A 19132-nucleotide genomic window follows, 5' to 3' on the forward strand; every position below is an offset into this window, starting at 1 on the left:
TGCCAAGTTATGGCAGAGCTGGCTGGCGGCGGAGAATTTTGACGATTGAGGGGCGAAGGAAAAACTGGCTTAGTTTCGGTTGATCTAATGCGTAGTGAGAAGTCCGAAATAAGACCAACTGTATAAATAAACAGCTATTTTGCTAAGGAAGGGTAAGATGACTGCGGGTGCCTGAAGCTTTCCGGTTTCAGGTTTACTCTGAGGTCTGGAAAGATGAAGCCCCAGGAGATATTTCTATCAACCCTGGGGCTGCCACTCCAAACCCGAACAATTTGGATGGTAGTCCCTTCTTCGCATGGAGGCAATATAAACATGCTGACGAAATATGCCCTTGTGGCAGTCATAGTGCTGTGTTTGACGGTGCTGGGATTTACGCTTCTGGTCGGAGACTCGCTGTGTGAGTTTACGGTGAAGGAACGTAATATTGAGTTTAAGGCTGTTCTCGCTTACGAACCGAAGAAGTAGCCGCTGTGCGGGGAGTAATCCCCGCATATCCGGTTGTCAGGTCAGGATGGTAAGGCACCTGCTTTACATTTTCGCCCGCGGTCAGCAATGGCTGCGGGCGATTTCGTTTAACTGGCATGGGCGATAATACCAATGAAAAGTCCGGAACAGGATTTACTGTATAAATAAACAGCTATTTTGCTAAGGAAGGGTAAGATAACGGCGGGTGCCTGAAGCTTTCCGGTTTCAGGTTTACTCTGAGGTCTGGAAAGATGAAGCCCCAGGAGATATTTCTATCAACCCTGGGGCCGCCACTCCAAACCAGACAATTTGGATGGTAGTCCCTTCTTCGCATGGAGGCAATATAAACATGCTGACGAAATATGCCCTTGTGGCGGTCATAGTGCTATGTTTGACAGTGCTGGGATTTACGCTTCTGGTCGGCGACTCGCTGTGTGAGTTTACCGTAAAGGAACGTAATATTGAGTTTAAGGCTGTTCTCGCTTACGAACCGAAGAAGTAGCCGTTGTGCGGGGAGCAATCCCCGCATATCCGGTTGTCAGGTCAGGATGGTAAGGCACCTGCTTTACACTTTCGCCCGTGGTCAGTGATGGCTGCGGGCGAATCGTACCAGATGTTGTCAATTAATCGTGTTGGCACAGCGTTATGACTATTTTTTCTTTTATCTGCCAGTGCACAGCAAACTGCTCATCCTCTAGTCGAATGATGATCTGCTGTTTATTCCAGCTAATTATCTGATAATCCAGAAAACCTTGAGCGGCCTGTATCTTGCTTGCCTTAAATGCGCTCTCTTTGGCGGAAAATGCCAGTGTCAGCGCCAGAGAAAAGGTTAAACCGCATTCTGCGAGTCGCTCGTGTTCTGCTGGTGTAATAATGTTGTCTGTCAATTCTCTTGCGGTTTGTACAGAGAAAATCTCTTCGATATCAATGCCAATCGGTTGACGAGATACCACGGCTAATGCCGTAGTCCCGCAGTGGCTAATACTGCCGTATACCTCCGCAGGCCACACAGGTTGGCGTAGCTCGCCGATTGCGGGCACACATTTATAGCCATATTCCCGCAAGGCGTAAACAGCAGCGATCCGTCCGGCTAAATGCTCTGTTTTACGTTTACGTCCAGCGTGTTGCAGTTGTGCGTAGTGTGGCAGCCAGAGTAAATCCTGCTCGCGAAAACTCACTGGATCGAACTCAACAAAATGCAGCGTATGTCCTGCAAAGGGGAGGGAGGTATGCGTAGTTTTCATGTCGACCATATTAGAGACTGATGACAAACGCAAAACTGCCTGATGCGCTACGCTTATCAGGCCTACACTATCCTGCAATATATTGAATTGGCAAGATTTTTGTAGGCCGGATAAGGCGTTCACGCCGCATCCGGCATGAACGACGCGCACTTTGTCAACAATCTGACGTTAGCATCAGAAGTGAGTGTTTACGCTCATATACCACGTACGTCCCGGCTCGTTATAGGTATACGCGCCGGCACCCGCGATATAGTTGGCTCCTGCCAAATCGCCCGTGGTCTGGGCATTACCCGCACGCCACAAACGCTTGTCGAACAGGTTGTCCACGCCGCCGGTCAGACTGACATTCTTCGTCACATCCCAGGTCGCGCTCAGGCCAACAATGCTGTAAGGGCTAATTTCTTTGGTTTCCGGTCCAACCGCTGGCTGACCTTTATAGTTGTACTTCTTCGGCTGCTGCTTGCCGTACCAGGTGAAGGTCGTTTGCATCGACAAATCTTCCCGTGCCTGCCAGCTCAGCGTTGAGTTCAACGTATATTCCGGGATGATCGACAAACGGTCGCCCGTGGTTTTGTTTTCACTCTTCAGCATATAAGTGATGTTGTTGGTCCACATCACCGTTTCGCTAACCGGTACGTTTAACGATCCTTCCAGACCTTCAACCACCGCTTTCGGCACGTTATCCCACTGATAGAGATCGGTGCCGACTGCGTTTTGCCCTACAGCCACATAGCCCGCTTCAATCTTATTGCGATAATCGTTACGGAACCAGGTGACGCCCGCCAGCCAGCCGTCGCGTTTGAACTCCAGACCAATCTCTTTGTTGATGCTGGTTTCCGCTTTCAGGTCATCATTACCTTGCAAATAGCAGCCGCCCGCGCTGGCATAGCAGCCCTGACCTTTACTGTAGAGAATGTAGTTCGGGTTAGTCTGGTACAGGCTCGGCGCTTTATAAGCACGGGCGATGCCCATTTTCAGCGTGAAGTCATCGCCTAAACCTTGCGATATATTCAGCGCCGGACTCCAGTTATTGCCGACAATGCTGTGATGATCGAAACGCAGCCCCGGCGTTACGATGGTGCTGTCAGTCAGCTCCATGTTGTTTTCGGCAAATAGCGAGAAAATTTCTGCCTTTGAATATGGGCTACGGTCAGTGGCACTTACACCATCAATAGCACCGCCGGTATTCGTTCCGGTCAGCGCCTGGGTGTTGGAACTTAAGTCCTTCATCCGCTGCTGATTCCACTCAGTCCCCAGCGTCAGCGTCTGGTTAACGAGGAAATCAATCGGCAGGTTAACTTCGCTGTGCAACATCACGTCATCAAGATCGATATCGACGAAATCTTGTGTCGCTTTTTCGTTAAATTTCCCTTCGGTGCCGCCCGCCAAACCTTCCGGTATACGCGAGTTACGGGTGTGTTCGTACTGCACCCAATTGCTGGTGGTCACGCCGTTATCCCAGCCACCGTTCCAGGTCAGCGAGTAGTTCTGGCGATACAGGCGGTTGGTTTCATCGCCATATTTAGAGCGAGTGTAAGCGTCAGAGTTGGTGTTCTGGGTGTCACCCGCATACAGGTTACCCTGGCGGCTGTAGCCCGCTTCAAGTTCGAGTGATTGCATAGGGGCGAAGTCCCAACGCACCACGCCATTGATATCTTTGTTGATCACCCCTTCGCGCCCGGCTGGTAACGTCGTGGCATACGTTCCGGCACGCGCTGACTGATGGCCCTGGTTAATATCCCACGCATCAGCCTGAGTTTTGTCGAGGTTGCCATATAAACGGAAGCTGAATTGGTCGCCCAGCGGACCGGTCAAGCTGAAATTGGTGCGTTTGGTGGCACCTTCCTCTTTATGCTCTGGCGCATTGAAATAAGCATCCCAGGAGCCGTGCCACTCGCCGCTGCCTTTTTTGGTAATGATGTTAACCACGCCGCCCGCCGCGCCGTTGCCATAACGCGCAGCTGCCGGACCACGCAGAACTTCAATACGTTCAATCATTTCAGGCGGCACCCAGGAGGTATCACCACGGGTATCACGCTCGCCACGCCAGCCCTGACGCACCGAGTTACGGCTGCTGACAGGCTTACCGTCAATCAAAATCAGCGTGTTTTCCGGACCCATGCCGCGAATATCAATCTGGCGGTTATTACCACGCTGACCACTAGTGGAGTTACCTGTCAGGTTAACGCCAGGCATGGTACGAATGATCTCCGATACATCGCGGGCAACCGGGTTTTTGCGGATTTCATCTGCGGTGATGGTCGAAACGCCTGGCGCCTGCAAGTTCTGCTCGGCGGCGGTAACGACAATAGTATCGTCATGTGAAACAGGAGTATCGGTTGGCTCTTGTGCCTGCGCTACCCCATAAATCCCCAGATTGACCAACAAGGCCAGGGAATGAATCTTCTTGTTCATTGTTTTATTCCTGCATTTTTGCCACGAATTGCAACTGTCGGGCGTAGTCGTCATCAATACGACGTATCCCGCTACCGCGAAAACCTTTGATCCTGAAAGACACGCAGTGCAGTTGGTTAATTAATGTCCGCGCTTCCCACGGCGCGCCATTACGCTATTGCAAATGCAAATAGTTATCAATAATATTATCAATATATTTCTGCAATCAATGAAAAATTGCACAGTAAACATGGGGTTATGGTGTGACGGCGTTAAAAGTAGGAAGTGAGAGCTGGTGGCAGTCGAAACATGGCCCGGAATGTCAGCGTCTGAATGACGAAATGTATCAGGTCACTTTCTGGTGGCGTGATCCACAAGGTTCTGAAGACCACTCGACGATAAAGCGCGTATGGGTCTATATCACTGGCGTGACCGATCACCATCAGAACAGCCAGCCCCAGTCGATGCAGCGAATTGCAGGGACCGATGTCTGGCAGTGGACGACACAACTCAATGCCAACTGGCGCGGCAGCTACTGTTTTATTCCTACCGAACGTGATGACATTTTTTCTGCTCCATCACCTGATCGCCTCGAATTGCGCGAAGGCTGGCGAAAACTATTACCCCTGGCGATAGCCGATCCGCTGAATCCACAAAGCTGGAAAGGCGGGCGAGGGCACGCTGTTTCTGCACTCGAAATGCCGCAAGCGCCCCTGCAACCAGGATGGGATTGTCCGCAAGCGCCAGAAACGCCTGCCAAAGAAATTATCTGGAAAAGTGAACGGTTGAAAAATTCACGCCGTGTATGGATTTTTACCACCGGCGATGCAACAGCAGAAGAACGTCCGCTGGCAGTTTTACTTGATGGCGAATTTTGGGCGCAGAGTATGCCCGTCTGGCCTGCGCTGACTTCGTTGACCCATCGTCAGCAACTTCCTCCCGCCGTGTACGTGTTGATCGACGCTATCGACACCACGCAACGTGCCCACGAACTGCCATGTAATGCGGATTTCTGGCTGGCAGTACAGCAAGAGTTATTACCCCAGGTGAAAACTATCGCCCCCTTTAGCGATCGCGCCGATCGTACTGTGGTCGCCGGGCAGAGTTTTGGTGGGCTTTCCGCGCTGTATGCCGGACTGCACTGGCCTGAACGCTTTGGCTGTGTATTAAGCCAGTCGGGATCGTACTGGTGGCCGCACCGGAGCGGTCAGCAAGAGGGCATGTTACTTGAACAGCTCAAAGCTGGTGAAGTTAGCGCCGAAGGTCTGCGCATTGTGCTGGAAGCGGGTCTTCGCGAGCCGATGATTATGCGGGCCAATCAGGCGCTGTATGCGCAATTACCCCCCCTAAAAGAATCCATTTTCTGGCGTCAGGTTGACGGCGGACATGATGCGCTTTGTTGGCGCGGTGGCTTGATGCAGGGGCTAATCGACCTCTGGCAACCACTTTTCCATGACAGGAGTTGAATATGGCATTCAGTAATCCCTTCGATGATCCGCAGGGCGTGTTTTACATTTTACGCAATGCGCAGGGGCAATTCAGTCTGTGGCCGCAACAGTGCGCCTTACCGGCAGGCTGGGATGTTGTGTGTCAGCCGCAGTCACAGGCGTCCTGCCAGCAGTGGCTGGACGCCCACTGGCGTACTCTGACACCGGCGAATTTCATCCAGCAGCAGGAGGCGCAATGAGCCAGCATTTACCTTTAGTTGCCGCACAGCCCGGCATCTGGATGGCAGAAAAACTGTCGGATTTACCCTCCGCCTGGAGCGTGGCGCATTACGTTGAGTTAACCGGAGATGTTGATGCGCCATTACTGGCTCGCGCGGTGGTTGCCGGATTAGCGCAAGCAGATACGCTGCGGATGCGTTTTACGGAAGATAACGGCGAAGTCTGGCAATGGGTCGATGATGCGCTGACGTTCGAACTGCCAGAAATTATCGACCTGCGAACCAACATTGATCCGCACGGTACTGCGCAGGCATTAATGCAGGCGGATTTGCAACAAGATCTGCGCGTCGATAGCGGTAAACCTCTGGTTTTTCATCAACTGATACAGGTGGCAGATAACCGCTGGTACTGGTATCAGCGTTACCACCATTTGCTGGTCGATGGCTTCAGTTTCCCGGTCATTACCCGCCAGATCGCCAACATTTACTGTGCATGGGGGTGTGGCGAACCAACGCCTGCTTCGCCGTTTACGCCTTTCGCTGATGTCGTGGAAGAGTACCAGCAGTACCGCGAAAGCGAAGCCTGGCAGCGTGATGCGGCATTCTGGGCGGAACAGCGTCGTCAACTACCACCGCCCGCGTCACTTTCTCCAGCCCCTTTACCGGGGCGCAGCGCCTCGGCAGATATTTTGCGTCTGAAACTGGAATTTAACGGCGGGGAATTCCGCCAGTTGGCTACGCAACTTTCAGGTGTACAACGTACCGATATAGCCCTTGCGCTGGCGGCTTTGTGGCTGGGGCGATTGTGCAGCCGCATGGACTACGCCGCCGGATTTATCTTTATGCGTCGACTGGGCTCAGCGGCGCTGACGGCTACCGGACCCGTGCTCAACGTGTTGCCGTTGGGTATTCACATTGAGGCACAAGAAACATTGCCGCAACTGGCAGCACGACTAGCGGCACAACTGAAAAAAATGCGTCGTCATCAACGTTACGATGCCGAACAAATTGTCCGTGACAGCGGGCGCGCGGCGGGAGAGGAACCGCTGTTCGGTCCGGTGCTCAATATTAAAGTATTTGATTATCAGTTAGATATTCCGGGGGTACAGGCGCAAACCCATACCCTGGCAACCGGTCCGGTTAATGACCTTGAACTGGCCCTTTTCCCGGATGAAAACGGTGATTTGAGTATTGAGATCCTCGCCAATAAACAGCGTTACGATGAGCCAACGTTAATCAAGCATGCTGAACGGCTGAAAATGCTGACGGCGCAGTTTGCCGCGGATCCGGCGCGGTTGTGCGGCGATGTCGATATTCTGCTGCCAGAAGAGTATGCACAGCTGGCGCAGATCAACGCCACTCAGGTTGAGATTCCAGAAACCACACTGAGTGCGCTGGTGGCAGAACAGGCGGCAAAAACGCCGGATGCTCCGGCACTGGCAGATGTGCGTTACCAGTTCAGTTATCGGGAAATGCGCGAGCAGGTGGTGGCGCTGGCGAATCTGCTGCGTGAGCGCGGCGTTAAACCTGGCGACAGCGTAGCGGTGGCACTACCGCGCTCGGTCTTTTTGACTATGGCGCTACATGCGATAGTTGAAGCAGGTGCGGCCTGGCTACCGCTGGATACGGGCTATCCGGACGATCGCCTGAAAATGATGCTGGAAGATGCGCGTCCGTCACTGTTAATCACCACCGATGATCAACTGCCGCGCTTTAGCGATATCCCCAATTTAACCAGTCTTTGCTATAACGCCCCGCTTACACCGCAGGGCAGTGCGCCGCTGCAACTTTCACAACCGCACCACACGGCTTATATCATCTTTACCTCCGGTTCCACCGGCAGGCCGAAAGGGGTGATGGTCGGGCAGACGGCTATCGTTAACCGCCTGTTATGGATGCAAAACCACTACCCGCTCACAGGCGAAGATGTTGTTGCCCAAAAAACGCCGTGCAGTTTTGATGTCTCGGTGTGGGAGTTTTTCTGGCCGTTTATTGCAGGGGCGAAACTGGTGATGGCTGAACCGGAAGCGCACCGCGATCCGTTCGCTATGCAGCAATTCTTTGCTGAATATGGCGTAACGACCACGCATTTTGTACCGTCGATGCTGGCGGCGTTTGTTGCTTCGTTGACGCCGGAAACCGCTCGCCAGAGTTGCGCGACGTTGAAACAGGTTTTCTGTAGTGGAGAAGCCTTACCAGCCGATTTATGTCGCGAATGGCAGCAGTTAACTGGCGCGCCGTTACATAATCTTTATGGCCCGACGGAAGCGGCGGTGGATGTGAGCTGGTATCCAGCCTTTGGTGCTGAACTTGCAGCGGTACGCGGCAGCAGTGTGCCGATTGGCTACCCGGTGTGGAACACGGGCCTGCGCATTCTCGATGCGATGATGCATCCGGTGCCGCCGGGTGTGGCAGGCGATCTCTATCTCACCGGTATTCAACTGGCGCAGGGGTATCTTGGACGACCCGATCTGACAGCCAGCCGCTTTATTGCCGATCCTTTCGCGCCAGGTGAACGCATGTACCGTACCGGAGATGTTGCCCGCTGGCTGGATAACGGCGCGGTGGAGTATCTCGGGCGTAGTGATGATCAGCTAAAAATTCGTGGTCAGCGGATTGAACTGGGCGAAATCGATCGCGTGATGCAGGCTCTGCCGGATGTCGAGCAAGCAGTTACCCACGCTTGTGTGATTAATCAGGCGGCAGCCACCGGGGGGGATGCGCGTCAACTGGTGGGCTATCTGGTGTCGCAATCGGGCCTGCCGCTGGATACCAGCGCATTGCAGGCGCAGCTTCGCGAAAAATTGCCACCGCATATGGTGCCCGTGGTTCTGCTGCAACTGCCGCAGTTACCACTTAGCGCCAACGGTAAGCTGGATCGCAAAGCCTTACCGTTGCCGGAACTGAAGGCACAAGCGTCGGGGCGTGCGCCGAAAGCGGGCAGTGAAACGATTATCGCCACGGCGTTCTCGTCATTGCTGGGTTGTGACGTGCAGGATGCTGACGCTGATTTCTTCGCGCTTGGCGGTCATTCGCTACTGGCAATGAAACTGGCAGCACAACTTAGTCGACAGTTTGCCCGTCAGGTGACGCCGGGGCAGGTGATGGTCGCGTCAACCGTCGCCAAACTGGCAACGGTTATTGATGGTGAAGAAGACAGCACCCAGCGCATGGGATTTGAAACCATCCTGCCGTTGCGTGAAGGTAATGGCCCGACGCTGTTTTGTTTCCATCCAGCATCTGGTTTTGCCTGGCAGTTTAGCGTGCTCTCGCGTTATCTCGATCCTCAATGGTCGATTATTGGCATCCAGTCTCCGCGCCCTCATGGCCCCATGCAGACGGCGGCAAACCTGGATGAAGTCTGCGAAGCACATCTGGCAACGTTACTTGAACAACAACCGCACGGCCCTTATTACCTGCTGGGGTATTCGCTGGGCGGTACGCTGGCGCAGGGGATTGCGGCACGGCTGCGTGCCCGTGGCGAACAGGTGGCATTTCTTGGCTTGCTGGATACCTGGCCGCCAGAAACGCAGAACTGGCAGGAAAAAGAAGCTAATGGTCTGGACCCGGAAGTGTTGGCGGAGATTAACCGCGAACGTGAAGCTTTCCTGGCGGCACAGCAGGGAAATACTTCAACGGAGCTGTTTACCACCATTGAAGGCAACTACGCTGATGCAGTGCGCTTGTTGACCACTGCCCATAGTGTTCCGTTTGATGGAAAAGCGACGCTGTTTGTTGCCGAACGCACGCTTCAGGAGGGGATGACTCCCGAACGGGCCTGGGCACCATGGATTGCGGAGCTGGATATCTATCGTCATGATTGCGCGCATGTGGATATTATCTCGCCGATGGCGTTTGAAAAAATAGGGCCAATTATTCGTGCGACGCTAAATAAGTAAATTTATATTATCTATAAACCCATAATTACAATAAATGATTATGGGTTTATTATTTATTTAATTTATCAATTTAACGGATATTTCTCTGAAATAGAGTGAATGTTGCATTCAGTGGGAGGAATTTACAAACTTCAGCTTCGGATAATTCTCACCAACTGGTAAAGTGAGCGCCGTGGAGATTTCCCCCTATTGGACTCATTTTCAGGTTATACCCCATGTCATCACTGAATATTAAACAGGGAAGTGACGCTCATTTTCCCGAGTATCCTCTGGCGTCGCCCAGTAATAATGAAATTGATTTACTTAATCTAATTGAAGTTTTATGGCGGGCCAAAAAAACGGTCATGGCGGTCGTTTTTGCGTTTGTCTGCGCAGGTTTACTGATCTCTTTCATCCTGCCGCAAAAATGGACCAGCGCGGCGGTTGTCACGCCTCCAGAACCTGTTCAGTGGCAGGCGCTTGAGAAAACATTCACTAAGCTTCGTGTGCTGGATCTGGATATCAAAATTGATCGTACAGAAGCATTTAACCTGTTTATCAAGAAGTTTCAGTCTGTTAGCTTACTGGAAGAGTACCTGCGCTCATCACCTTATGTGATGGACCAATTAAAAGAGGCGAAAATCGACGAACTGGATTTGCATCGCGCTATCGTCGCATTGAGCGAAAAAATGAAAGCGGTTGATGACAATGCCAGTAAGAAAAAAGATGAACCGTCACTGTATGCCTCCTGGACGCTAAGTTTTACCGCGCCAACCAGTGAAGAGGCGCAGACCGTTTTGAGCGGGTATATCGATTATATCTCTGCATTGGTGGTGAAAGAGTCGATAGAAAACGTCCGTAATAAACTGGAGATCAAAACCCAGTTTGAAAAAGAAAAACTGGCTCAGGATCGCATTAAAACGAAAAATCAACTTGATGCAAACATTCAGCGCCTCAATTATTCACTCGACATTGCCAACGCGGCAGGAATTAAAAAGCCCGTTTACAGTAATGGTCAGGCCGTTAAAGATGACCCCGATTTCTCTATTTCTCTCGGCGCAGACGGTATTGAACGCAAACTGGAAATTGAAAAAGCGGTTACTGACGTTGCGGAACTGAACGGTGAATTACGTAATCGTCAGTATCTTGTTGAGCAGCTAACAAAAGCAAATATCAACGATGTGAATTTTACGCCGTTTAAATATCAGTTAAGCCGGTCATTGCCAGTGAAAAAAGACGGGCCGGGTAAGGCGATTATCGTGATCCTTTCTGCGTTGATCGGCGGTATGGTGGCTTGTGGTAGCGTGCTGTTGCGCCATGCCATGGCATCCAGAAAACAGGATGCCATGATGGCAGACCACTTAGTTTAAATCTTCGCGGTTGAAGGTGCCGTTCGTCCGAGCGGCACCACAAGCGGAGTTCCGGCTACCGGATCGTCAATGATCATGCAACGCAAACCATAAATACGCTCAATCAGTTCAGCAGTGACTATCTCTTTTGGTGCTCCTTGAGCGACAATTTTCCCTTCACGTAATGCAATCAAATGGCTAGCGTACCGACAGGCCTGATTAAGATCGTGCAGTACCGCCGCCAGGGTATAGCCTTTCTCGCGGTTCAGTTCGCTTAACAATTCCAGCAAATCAATCTGATGACTGATATCCAGCCAGGTGGTGGGTTCGTCGAGTAGCATAATTGCCGTTTCCTGGGCCAGCACCATCGCGATCCACGCTCGCTGGCGTTGTCCGCCAGAAAGGGTATCCACGCTTTGATCTGCCAGATGAGTTATTCCCGTGGCCTGCATCGCTTTCGTTACCGCTTCTTCATCTTCTTTGCGCCAGCGGGTAAACAGCGGTTGATGCGGGTATCGCCCACGCGCCACCAGCTCCTGCACGGTGATATCTCCCGGCGTGGTGGCGTTTTGCGCCAGTAAACCAATCCGGCGTGCGACCTCTTTACTGGCGTAATGTTGAATGTGCTCGCCATCCAGCCAGACATGCCCGTGAGCAGGCGTCATCAGGCGGCTTAAGGTACGCAGCAACGTGGATTTACCGCAGCCATTTGGCCCGATAATTGCCGTGAAGTGACCATCAGGAATTTCTACAGTCAGATTTTCCGCAACGGTATATTTGCCATATCCTAGGGTTAACTGTTCGCCACGCAAACGGGCTACTGATTCGGTCATTTTTTGCGAGACTCCTGAATTAACAAGACGATAAGGTAAATACCGCCGAGGCTGACGGTAACGACGCCAACCGGAAGTTGATACGGCATAAACAGTTGTTGAGCACAGAGATCGGCTGCCAGCAGTAACAGCGCACCGCACAGCGCTGCCTGGGTTAGACCCCAGCGAGCGGTGCCGCTGATGCGGCGGGCAATGTGTGGCGCAACTAAAGCAATAAAGGAAATCGGCCCCGCCAGGGCAGTGGCAGCTGCGGTAAGTACTACGGCGACCAGCATCATTAACAGCCGCGAACGTTCGACGCTGACGCCTAACGCACACGCGGTGTCATCGCCCATCTCCAGCAAGCGCATCCGCCTTACCAGCAAGGCGGCGGCAATTAGCATCAATATAATGATGGGCGCGGAGGGCGAGGTTTTTGCCCACGTCAGGCCATTGAGCGATCCGGCATTCCACAAACCCGCTGTTAGCGCCGTTTCTAATGACGCTTTCAGCAACAGCCAGGTATTAAAGGCCACCAGCATGGCGCGAACACCGATGCCGATAATAATCAACCGAAAGGTGTCGATACCGTTACGCCAGGCAAGCAGCCAGACCAGCAGCGAAGTGATAATGCCGCCCGCCATTGCTGCCAGCGCGATAGCCGTCAGGTCCTGACCAAACAGCACCATCGCCACCAGCACGCCGCTCCACGCTCCGGTGTTAAAGCCCATTACGTCAGGGCTGCCGAGTGGGTTACGCATCAACGACTGAAAAATCGCGCCGCTGACGCCCAGTGCCGCACCAATCAACAGTGCCATTAGTACCCGCGGTAAACGCCATTCGGTGACCACCATTGTCATACTGCGCGGTGCGTCACCCATCAGCGCGGCAAATACCTGAGAGGTTTCCAGCGTGACGGCACCGCTGCGTAATCCCCACACGCTTGCCATCACACAAGCTATTAGCAACAGCAGACAGGTGATAATTAATCGACGAGAGACGTAAATCATGCGCCACCTCGCGTTTTACGTCGTACAAGGAAGATCAGCACTGGTGCGCCAATAAAGGCACTGACTACAGAAACGCGCAGTTCGCCGGGAACAATCACCCGCCCGATAATATCGGCAAACAGCAGCAGGGCAGGTGTGGCAAGCAGCGTGACGGGCAGCGACCAGCGATGATCGGCACCTACCAGCCAGCGCGCCATATGCGGCATCATCAGGCCAATAAAGGCAATCGGGCCAACTACCGCCGTCGCACTACCACAAAGCACGGTAATCGCCAGCAGCCCAATCAACTGCGTGCGTGCTACGCGACTGCCCAGCGCCGTCGCGGTGTCACTGCCGAGGCTTAAACTGTTCAGTGCGCGGCTCAGTAATAGCGCAGTTGCTCCGGCGATCAGCACAGGGATCAGCACCACTTTTAAGGTGTGTAAATTACGAATATCCAGCGAACCGGCTTGCCAGAAACGCAGTTGATCGTAGACGTCGGGATTAAGCAGGGCGATGCCGCTGGTCAGCCCTTCCAGCACTGCCGCCAGCGCCACGCCCGCCAGAGTTAAACGCACCGGACTTAACTGCCCACCGCCCTGGCTGCCAGTAAAGGCAACAATCAACGAGGCCACCAGCGCCCCGGCGAAGGCCATCGCCAGTTGTTCCTGCGCGGATGAGTAACCAAACAGCGCCGCGCCCAGCACAATGGCAAAGCTGGCCCCGGCGTTCACGCCAAGCAAGCCGGGGTCGGCAAGTGGGTTTCGGGTGAGGGTTTGCATTAACGCCCCGGCAAGGCCAAGCGCGCCGCCTGCCAGTAAACCGGCAAGGGTACGCGGCAGTCGCGCGTCGAGCACGATGGTGCAGTCGGCGCTCTGGCAGGTGCCGGAGAGGGCCTCCAGCACTACGGAAGCGGGGAGTGATTTTGCTCCAATGAGCAGGCTTAATGCCGTCGCGATAATCAGTAATAACAGCAATCCGGGCACGGCAATGGCGCGTGTCACGGCAACAGAACCAGACATACGAACTTCCATGATAATGAAATTAATTATCGTTATCGATCTTATTTGGATATGTTAGCATGTGCAGCCTAAGAATAGGTATTTAAAATATTTGATGGCAAGGCATTGTAATGAATAAACAATCCTGGCTGCTTAACCTCAGCCTGTTGAAAACGCACCCGGCGTTTCGCGCAGTATTCCTCGCTCGTTTTATCTCTATTGTTTCTCTGGGTTTGCTCGGCGTCGCGGTGCCAGTGCAGATCCAGATGATGACGCATTCTACCTGGCAGGTGGGTCTTTCGGTGACGCTGACCGGCGGGGCGATGTTTGTCGGCTTGATGGTCGGCGGTGTGCTGGCGGATCGCTATGAGCGCAAAAAAGTGATTTTGCTGGCGCGCGGCACCTGTGGCATTGGCTTCATTGGTCTGTGCCTGAACGCGTTGCTGCCGGAGCCGTCTTTGCTGGCAATCTATTTACTCGGATTATGGGATGGCTTTTTCGCGTCACTTGGCGTTACGGCGCTTCTGGCGGCGACTCCGGCATTAGTTGGGCGTGAAAATTTAATGCAGGCCGGGGCAATCACCATGTTGACCGTGCGGCTGGGATCGGTAATTTCGCCCATGATTGGCGGCTTACTGCTGGCGACTGGCGGCGTAGCCTGGAACTACGGGCTGGCGGCGGCGGGCACGTTTATTACCTTGCTACCGTTGTTAAGCCTTCCGGCGCTACCTCCGCCACCGCAACCGCGTGAGCATCCGTTGAAATCATTACTGGCAGGATTTCGTTTTCTGCTTGCCAGCCCGCTGGTGGGAGGGATTGCGCTGCTGGGGGGTTTATTGACGATGGCGAGCGCGGTACGGGTACTGTATCCGGCGCTGGCTGACAACTGGCAGATGTCGGCGGCACAGATTGGTTTTCTCTATGCGGCGATCCCGCTCGGTGCAGCTATTGGCGCGTTAACCAGCGGGAAGCTGGCACATAGTGCGCGACCAGGGTTATTGATGCTGCTCTCCACGCTGGGATCGTTCCTCGCCATTGGTTTGTTTGGCCTGATGCCGATGTGGATTTTAGGCGTGGTTTGTCTGGCGCTGTTCGGCTGGTTGAGCGCGGTTAGTTCGTTGCTGCAATACACAATGCTGCAAACGCAAACCCCGGAAGCGATGTTAGGGCGGATTAACGGTTTGTGGACGGCACAAAACGTGACGGGCGATGCTATAGGCGCAGCGCTGTTGGGCGGTCTGGGAGCGATGATGACGCCGGTGGCCTCCGCAAGCGCGAGTGGTTTTGGTTTGTTGATTATCGGCGTGTTGTTGTTGCTGGTACTGGTAGAGTTGCGTCGTTTTCGCCAGACGCCGCCGCAGGTGACAGCGTCTGACAGTTAATGCTTAGAACAGCGCCTTAAGCCGATCCAGCACTTGCATGGCGCTGTAGTAATCCAGTCGGAACGTCTCGGTTCCCAGCGCATAAACCTGCTTGTTTTGTACTGCAGGCAGGTGCGCGAGCAGTGGATTGGCATAAATCGCATCGGCGTCTTTCTGATCACCGGCGAACAGGAATAGCGACTCGCCATTTAACCCTGCCGCCAGATTTTCCCCACCAAGCTGAATGATGTCATGGCGTTTGCCCTGGCTTTGGCTGGCGTTTAAGCCTGCGGGCAACCTGGCCAGCGTAAAGCCGAGTTGTTCCAGCATCTGGCCTTGTGCTGATTCAGGCGTCCAGAGATTGGCACTGTGTGCAGCGGCGGTATAGACAATGGCAGTGACCGGCTGCGGCGGTAATTTGATTTCCTCTTTCGCCGCCACCAGTTGCTTATCAAACTGTGCAATCCGCTCTGCCGCTTGTTTCTCATGCCCGGTAATTTCGCCAAGTTGCGTTAACAGCGACTGCCAGCTTTTATCGTCGTAATTGATGATTAACGTTGGTGCGATAGTGGAAAGCTGATCGTATAGCGCCAGCGCTGAATCGCCGCCGGTCGCGCTAATTAAAATCAGATCTGGCATTTGTGCCGCTACTGCTTCGGCGTTCGGTTCGCCGATATAGAGACGTTGCAGTTTGCGTTCTTTCGCTACCTTACTCCACTGGCGTAAAAAACCCTGGTCATCCGCTACGCGGTTATTCGGCGTGGTCGCGCCGCTGGCGATCACTGGTGCATCAATCGCCAGCAGTGAGCCGGTCAGGGTGACGCTGGTGGAAACAATACGTTGCGGCTGGCTTTCCAGGGTATGAGTACCACGACTGTCAGTAATCTGACGCGGCCAGTCGGCAGCCTGAACTGCGGATATTCCTGAAAGCAAAATTCCAGTTAAAAGAAGGGCGTTGCGGTAGAGCGGGGCGAGTCTCACAAATCAGCTTCCTGTTATTAATGAAGTTAATGCTTCTCATTTTCATTGTAACCACAAGCAGATGCAACCCCGACTTGCAGATTGCATTACCTCAAGAGTTGACATAGTGCTCGTTTGCTTTTAGGTTAGCGACCGAAAATATAAATGATAATCATTATTAAAGCCTTTATCATTTTGTGGAGGATGATATGGATACGTCACTGGCTGAGGAAGTACAGCAGACCATGGCAACACTTGCGCCCAATCGCTTTTTCTTTATGTCGCCGTACCGCAGTTTTACGACGTCAGGATGTTTCGCCCGCTTTGATGAACCGGCTGTGAACGGGGATTCGCCCGACAGTCCCTTCCAGCAAAAACTCACCGCGCTGTTTGCCGATGCCAAAGCGCAGGGCATTAAAAATCCGGTGATGGTTGGGGCGATTCCCTTCGATCCACGTCAGCCTTCGTCGCTGTATATTCCCGAATCCTGGCAGTCGTTCTCCCGGCAGGAAAAACAGACTTCAGCCCGCCGTTTTACTCGCAGCCAGTCGCTGAACGTGGTGGAACGTCAGGCAATTCCGGAACAAACTACGTTTGAACAGATGGTTGCCCGCGCCGCCGCACTTACCGCCACGCCGCAAGTCGACAAAGTGGTGTTGTCACGGTTGATTGATATCACCACTGACGCCGCCATTGATAGTGGCGTATTGCTGGAACGGTTGATTGCGCAAAACCCGGTTAGTTACAACTTCCATGTGCCGTTAGCTGATGGTGGCGTCCTGCTGGGAGCCAGCCCGGAACTGCTGCTACGTAAAGACGGCGAGCGTTTTAGCTCGATTCCGTTAGCCGGTTCCGCGCGTCGTCAGCCGGATGACGTGCTTGATCGCGAAGCGGGTAATCGTCTGCTGGCGTCAGAAAAAGATCGCCATGAACATGAACTGGTGACTCAGGCGATGAAAGAGGTACTGCGCGAACGCAGTAGTGAGTTACACGTTCCATCCTCCCCACAATTGATCACCACGCCGACGCTGTGGCATCTCGCAACACCCTTTGAAGGCAAAGCGAATTCGCAAGAAAATGCATTGACTCTGGCCTGTCTGCTGCATCCGACCCCCGCGCTGAGCGGTTTCCCGCATCAGGCCGCGACCCAGGTGATTGCTGAGCTGGAACCGTTCGACCGCGAACTGTTTGGCGGCATTGTGGGTTGGTGTGACAGCGAAGGTAACGGCGAGTGGGTGGTGACCATCCGCTGCGCGAAGCTGCGGGAAAATCAGGTGCGTCTGTTTGCCGGAGCGGGGATTGTGCCTGCGTCCTCACCGTTGGGTGAATGGCGCGAAACGGGCGTCAAACTTTCTACCATGTTGAACGTTTTTGGATTGCATTAAGGAGCGAGGATGAGCATTCCATTCACCCGCTGGCCGGAAGAGTTTGCCCGTCGCTATCGGGAAAAAGGCTACTGGCAGGATTTGCCGCTGACCGACATTCTGACCCGTCATGCCGCAAGCGACAGCATCGCGGTCATCGACGGCGAGCGTCAGTTGAGTTACCGGGAACTGAATCAGGCGGCGGATAATCTCGCCTGTAGCTTGCGTCGTCAGGGCATTAAACCCGGTGAAACCGCACTGGTACAACTGGGTAACGTCGCTGAATTGTATATTACCTTTTTTGCGCTGTTAAAACTGGGCGTTGCACCGGTACTGGCGCTGTTCAGTCATCAGCGTAGTGAAATGAACGCATACGCCAGCCAGATTAAACCGGTGTTACTGATTGCCGATCGCCAACATGCGCTGTTTAGCGGGGATGATTTCCTCAATACATTTGTTGCAGAGCACTCCTCCATTCGCGTGGTGCAGCTGCTGAACGACAGCGGTGAGCATAACTTGCAGGATGCGATTAACCATCCGGCAGAGGATTTTACTGCCACACCGTCACCTGCCGATGAAGTGGCCTATTTCCAGCTTTCCGGCGGCACCACCGGCACACCGAAACTGATCCCGCGCACTCATAACGACTACTACTACAGCGTGCGTCGTAGCGTCGAGATTTGTCAGTTCACGCAACAAACGCGCTACCTGTGCGCGATCCCGGCGGCTCATAACTACGCCATGAGTTCGCCGGGATCGTTGGGGGTATTTCTCGCTGGCGGCACTGTCGTTCTGGCTGCCGACCCCAGCGCCACGCTTTGTTTCCCATTGATTGAAAAACATCAGGTGAACGTCACCGCGCTGGTGCCGCCAGCAGTCAGCCTGTGGTTGCAGGCACTGGCTGAAGGCGAAAGCCGGGCGCAGCTTGCCTCGCTGAAACTGTTACAGGTCGGTGGCGCACGTCTTTCTGCCACGCTTGCGGCGCGTATTCCCGCAGAGATTGGCTGCCAGTTACAGCAGGTATTCGGCATGGCGGAAGGGCTGGTGAACTACACCCGTCTTGATGATAGCGCGGAAAAAATTATCCATACCCAGGGCTATCCAATGTGTCCGGATGATGAAGTGTGGGTTGCCGATGCTGACGGAAATCCACTGCCGCAAGGGGAGGTTGGACGCCTGATGACGCGCGGGCCGTACACCTTCCGCGGCTATTACAAAAGTCCACAGCACAATGCCAGCGCCTTTGATGCCAACGGTTTTTACTGTTCCGGCGATCTGATCTCTATTGATCCAGAGGGGTACATCACCGTGCAGGGGCGCGAGAAAGATCAGATCAACCGTGGCGGCGAGAAGATCGCTGCCGAAGAGATCGAAAACCTGTTACTGCGCCATCCGGCAGTGATCTACGCCGCACTGGTGAGCATGGAAGATGAGCTGATGGGCGAAAAAAGCTGTGCTTATCTGGTGGTAAAAGAACCACTGCGTGCGGTACAGGTGCGTCGTTTCCTGCGTGAACAGGGTATTGCCGAATTTAAATTACCGGATCGCGTGGAGTGTGTAGATTCACTTCCGCTGACGGCGGTCGGGAAAGTCGATAAAAAACAATTACGTCAGTGGCTGGCGTCACGCGCATCAGCCTGAAGGAGAGA

At 53.6% G+C, this 19132-nt stretch carries 15 protein-coding genes and 2 pseudogenes; 9 read left to right on the plus strand and 8 right to left on the minus strand.

The genetic code is table 11. The annotated features are described in order from the left end of the window. Positions 1 to 84: 84 nt before the first annotated feature. Positions 85 to 344 (minus strand): annotated as a pseudogene (locus QUE34_RS28395) (hypothetical protein). Here QUE34_RS28395 and hokE (QUE34_RS03240) point away from each other — a divergent pair. Further along, entirely contained in the window at positions 313 to 465 is a 153-nt protein-coding gene (hokE, locus tag QUE34_RS03240; protein WP_000956465.1) for a type I toxin-antitoxin system toxin HokE, read from the plus strand. The pseudogene QUE34_RS28395 and the gene hokE (QUE34_RS03240) overlap by 32 nt on opposite strands. A 107-nt stretch (positions 466 to 572) precedes the next feature. On the opposite strand, the pseudogene QUE34_RS28400 reads toward hokE (QUE34_RS03240), so the two are convergent. After that, positions 573 to 846: pseudogene (locus QUE34_RS28400) on the minus strand (hypothetical protein). On the opposite strand from QUE34_RS28400, the gene hokE (QUE34_RS03245) reads away from it, so the two are divergent. Beyond that, positions 815 to 967, plus strand: coding sequence for a type I toxin-antitoxin system toxin HokE (gene hokE, locus QUE34_RS03245; protein WP_000956465.1), 153 nt, complete (start codon positions 815 to 817; stop codon positions 965 to 967). The pseudogene QUE34_RS28400 and the gene hokE (QUE34_RS03245) overlap by 32 nt on opposite strands. Positions 968 to 1088: 121 nt before the next feature. Here hokE (QUE34_RS03245) and entD read toward each other — a convergent pair whose 3' ends face one another. Next, positions 1089 to 1709: an enterobactin synthase subunit EntD gene (gene entD, locus QUE34_RS03250; protein ID WP_077756944.1), complete on the minus strand. Its 621-nt coding sequence runs from the start codon at positions 1707 to 1709 to the stop codon at positions 1089 to 1091. A 174-nt stretch (positions 1710 to 1883) separates the two neighbouring features. Further along, the gene (gene fepA / locus QUE34_RS03260) at positions 1884 to 4124 is read right to left on the minus strand and encodes a siderophore enterobactin receptor FepA (RefSeq protein WP_001034939.1); all 2241 of its coding nucleotides are present in this window, start codon (positions 4122 to 4124) and stop codon (positions 1884 to 1886) included. A 242-nt stretch (positions 4125 to 4366) separates the two neighbouring features. Here fepA and fes point away from each other — a divergent pair, with 242 nt between their 5' ends. The 4 genes from fes to wzz(fepE) all read left to right on the plus strand — a co-directional run bounded on the left by fes (position 4367) and on the right by wzz(fepE) (position 11017). Beyond that, entirely contained in the window at positions 4367 to 5569 is a 1203-nt protein-coding gene (gene fes, locus QUE34_RS03265; RefSeq protein WP_105268416.1) for an enterochelin esterase, read from the plus strand. Between the two features lie 2 nt (positions 5570 to 5571). After that, on the plus strand, positions 5572 to 5790 hold the full coding sequence (locus QUE34_RS03270) for an MbtH family protein (protein ID WP_000885808.1): 219 nt from the start codon (positions 5572 to 5574) through the stop codon (positions 5788 to 5790). Further along, entirely contained in the window at positions 5787 to 9668 is a 3882-nt protein-coding gene (entF, locus tag QUE34_RS03275) for an enterobactin non-ribosomal peptide synthetase EntF (protein ID WP_103253836.1), read from the plus strand. The genes QUE34_RS03270 and entF overlap by 4 nt, the downstream gene beginning before the upstream one ends. A 215-nt stretch (positions 9669 to 9883) precedes the next feature. Beyond that, positions 9884 to 11017, plus strand: coding sequence for an LPS O-antigen length regulator Wzz(fepE) (wzz(fepE), locus tag QUE34_RS03280; protein WP_105268415.1), 1134 nt, complete (start codon positions 9884 to 9886; stop codon positions 11015 to 11017). On the opposite strand, the gene fepC is transcribed toward wzz(fepE), so the two are convergent. The 3 genes from fepC to fepD are packed head-to-tail and all read right to left on the minus strand — an operon-like array spanning position 11014 to position 13819. After that, entirely contained in the window at positions 11014 to 11829 is an 816-nt protein-coding gene (fepC, locus tag QUE34_RS03285; protein ID WP_000140646.1) for an iron-enterobactin ABC transporter ATP-binding protein, read from the minus strand. The two genes, wzz(fepE) and fepC, sit on opposite strands and share 4 nt — an antisense overlap. Continuing rightward, complete coding sequence (gene fepG / locus QUE34_RS03290; protein ID WP_000640941.1) at positions 11826 to 12818, minus strand: iron-enterobactin ABC transporter permease; 993 nt, start codon at positions 12816 to 12818, stop codon at positions 11826 to 11828. The genes fepC and fepG overlap by 4 nt, the downstream gene beginning before the upstream one ends. Next, positions 12815 to 13819 (minus strand): Fe(3+)-siderophore ABC transporter permease, encoded by a 1005-nt coding sequence (fepD, locus tag QUE34_RS03295; RefSeq protein WP_001295314.1) that lies wholly within the window; start codon positions 13817 to 13819, stop codon positions 12815 to 12817. The genes fepG and fepD overlap by 4 nt, the downstream gene beginning before the upstream one ends. Before the next feature lie 110 nt (positions 13820 to 13929). Between fepD and entS the strand changes: the two genes are divergently transcribed. Then, entirely contained in the window at positions 13930 to 15180 is a 1251-nt protein-coding gene (gene entS, locus QUE34_RS03300; protein ID WP_001041789.1) for an enterobactin transporter EntS, read from the plus strand. Positions 15181 to 15183: 3 nt separating this feature from the next. Here entS and fepB read toward each other — a convergent pair whose 3' ends face one another. Then, complete coding sequence (gene fepB, locus QUE34_RS03305) at positions 15184 to 16140, minus strand: Fe2+-enterobactin ABC transporter substrate-binding protein (RefSeq protein ID WP_032302657.1); 957 nt, start codon at positions 16138 to 16140, stop codon at positions 15184 to 15186. Between the two features lie 188 nt (positions 16141 to 16328). On the opposite strand from fepB, the gene entC reads away from it, so the two are divergent. Then, complete coding sequence (gene entC / locus QUE34_RS03310; RefSeq protein ID WP_002431411.1) at positions 16329 to 17504, plus strand: isochorismate synthase EntC; 1176 nt, start codon at positions 16329 to 16331, stop codon at positions 17502 to 17504. A 9-nt stretch (positions 17505 to 17513) separates the two neighbouring features. Further along, positions 17514 to 19124 carry a (2,3-dihydroxybenzoyl)adenylate synthase EntE gene (gene entE, locus QUE34_RS03315; protein WP_000026822.1) on the plus strand — a complete coding sequence of 537 codons (1611 nt, stop codon included), beginning with the start codon at positions 17514 to 17516 and terminating at the stop codon, positions 19122 to 19124. Positions 19125 to 19132: the final 8 nt, after the last annotated feature.

The sequence above is a fragment of the Escherichia sp. KS167_9B genome (assembly GCF_030295215.1).
Lineage (GTDB): Bacteria > Pseudomonadota > Gammaproteobacteria > Enterobacterales > Enterobacteriaceae > Escherichia > Escherichia coli_F.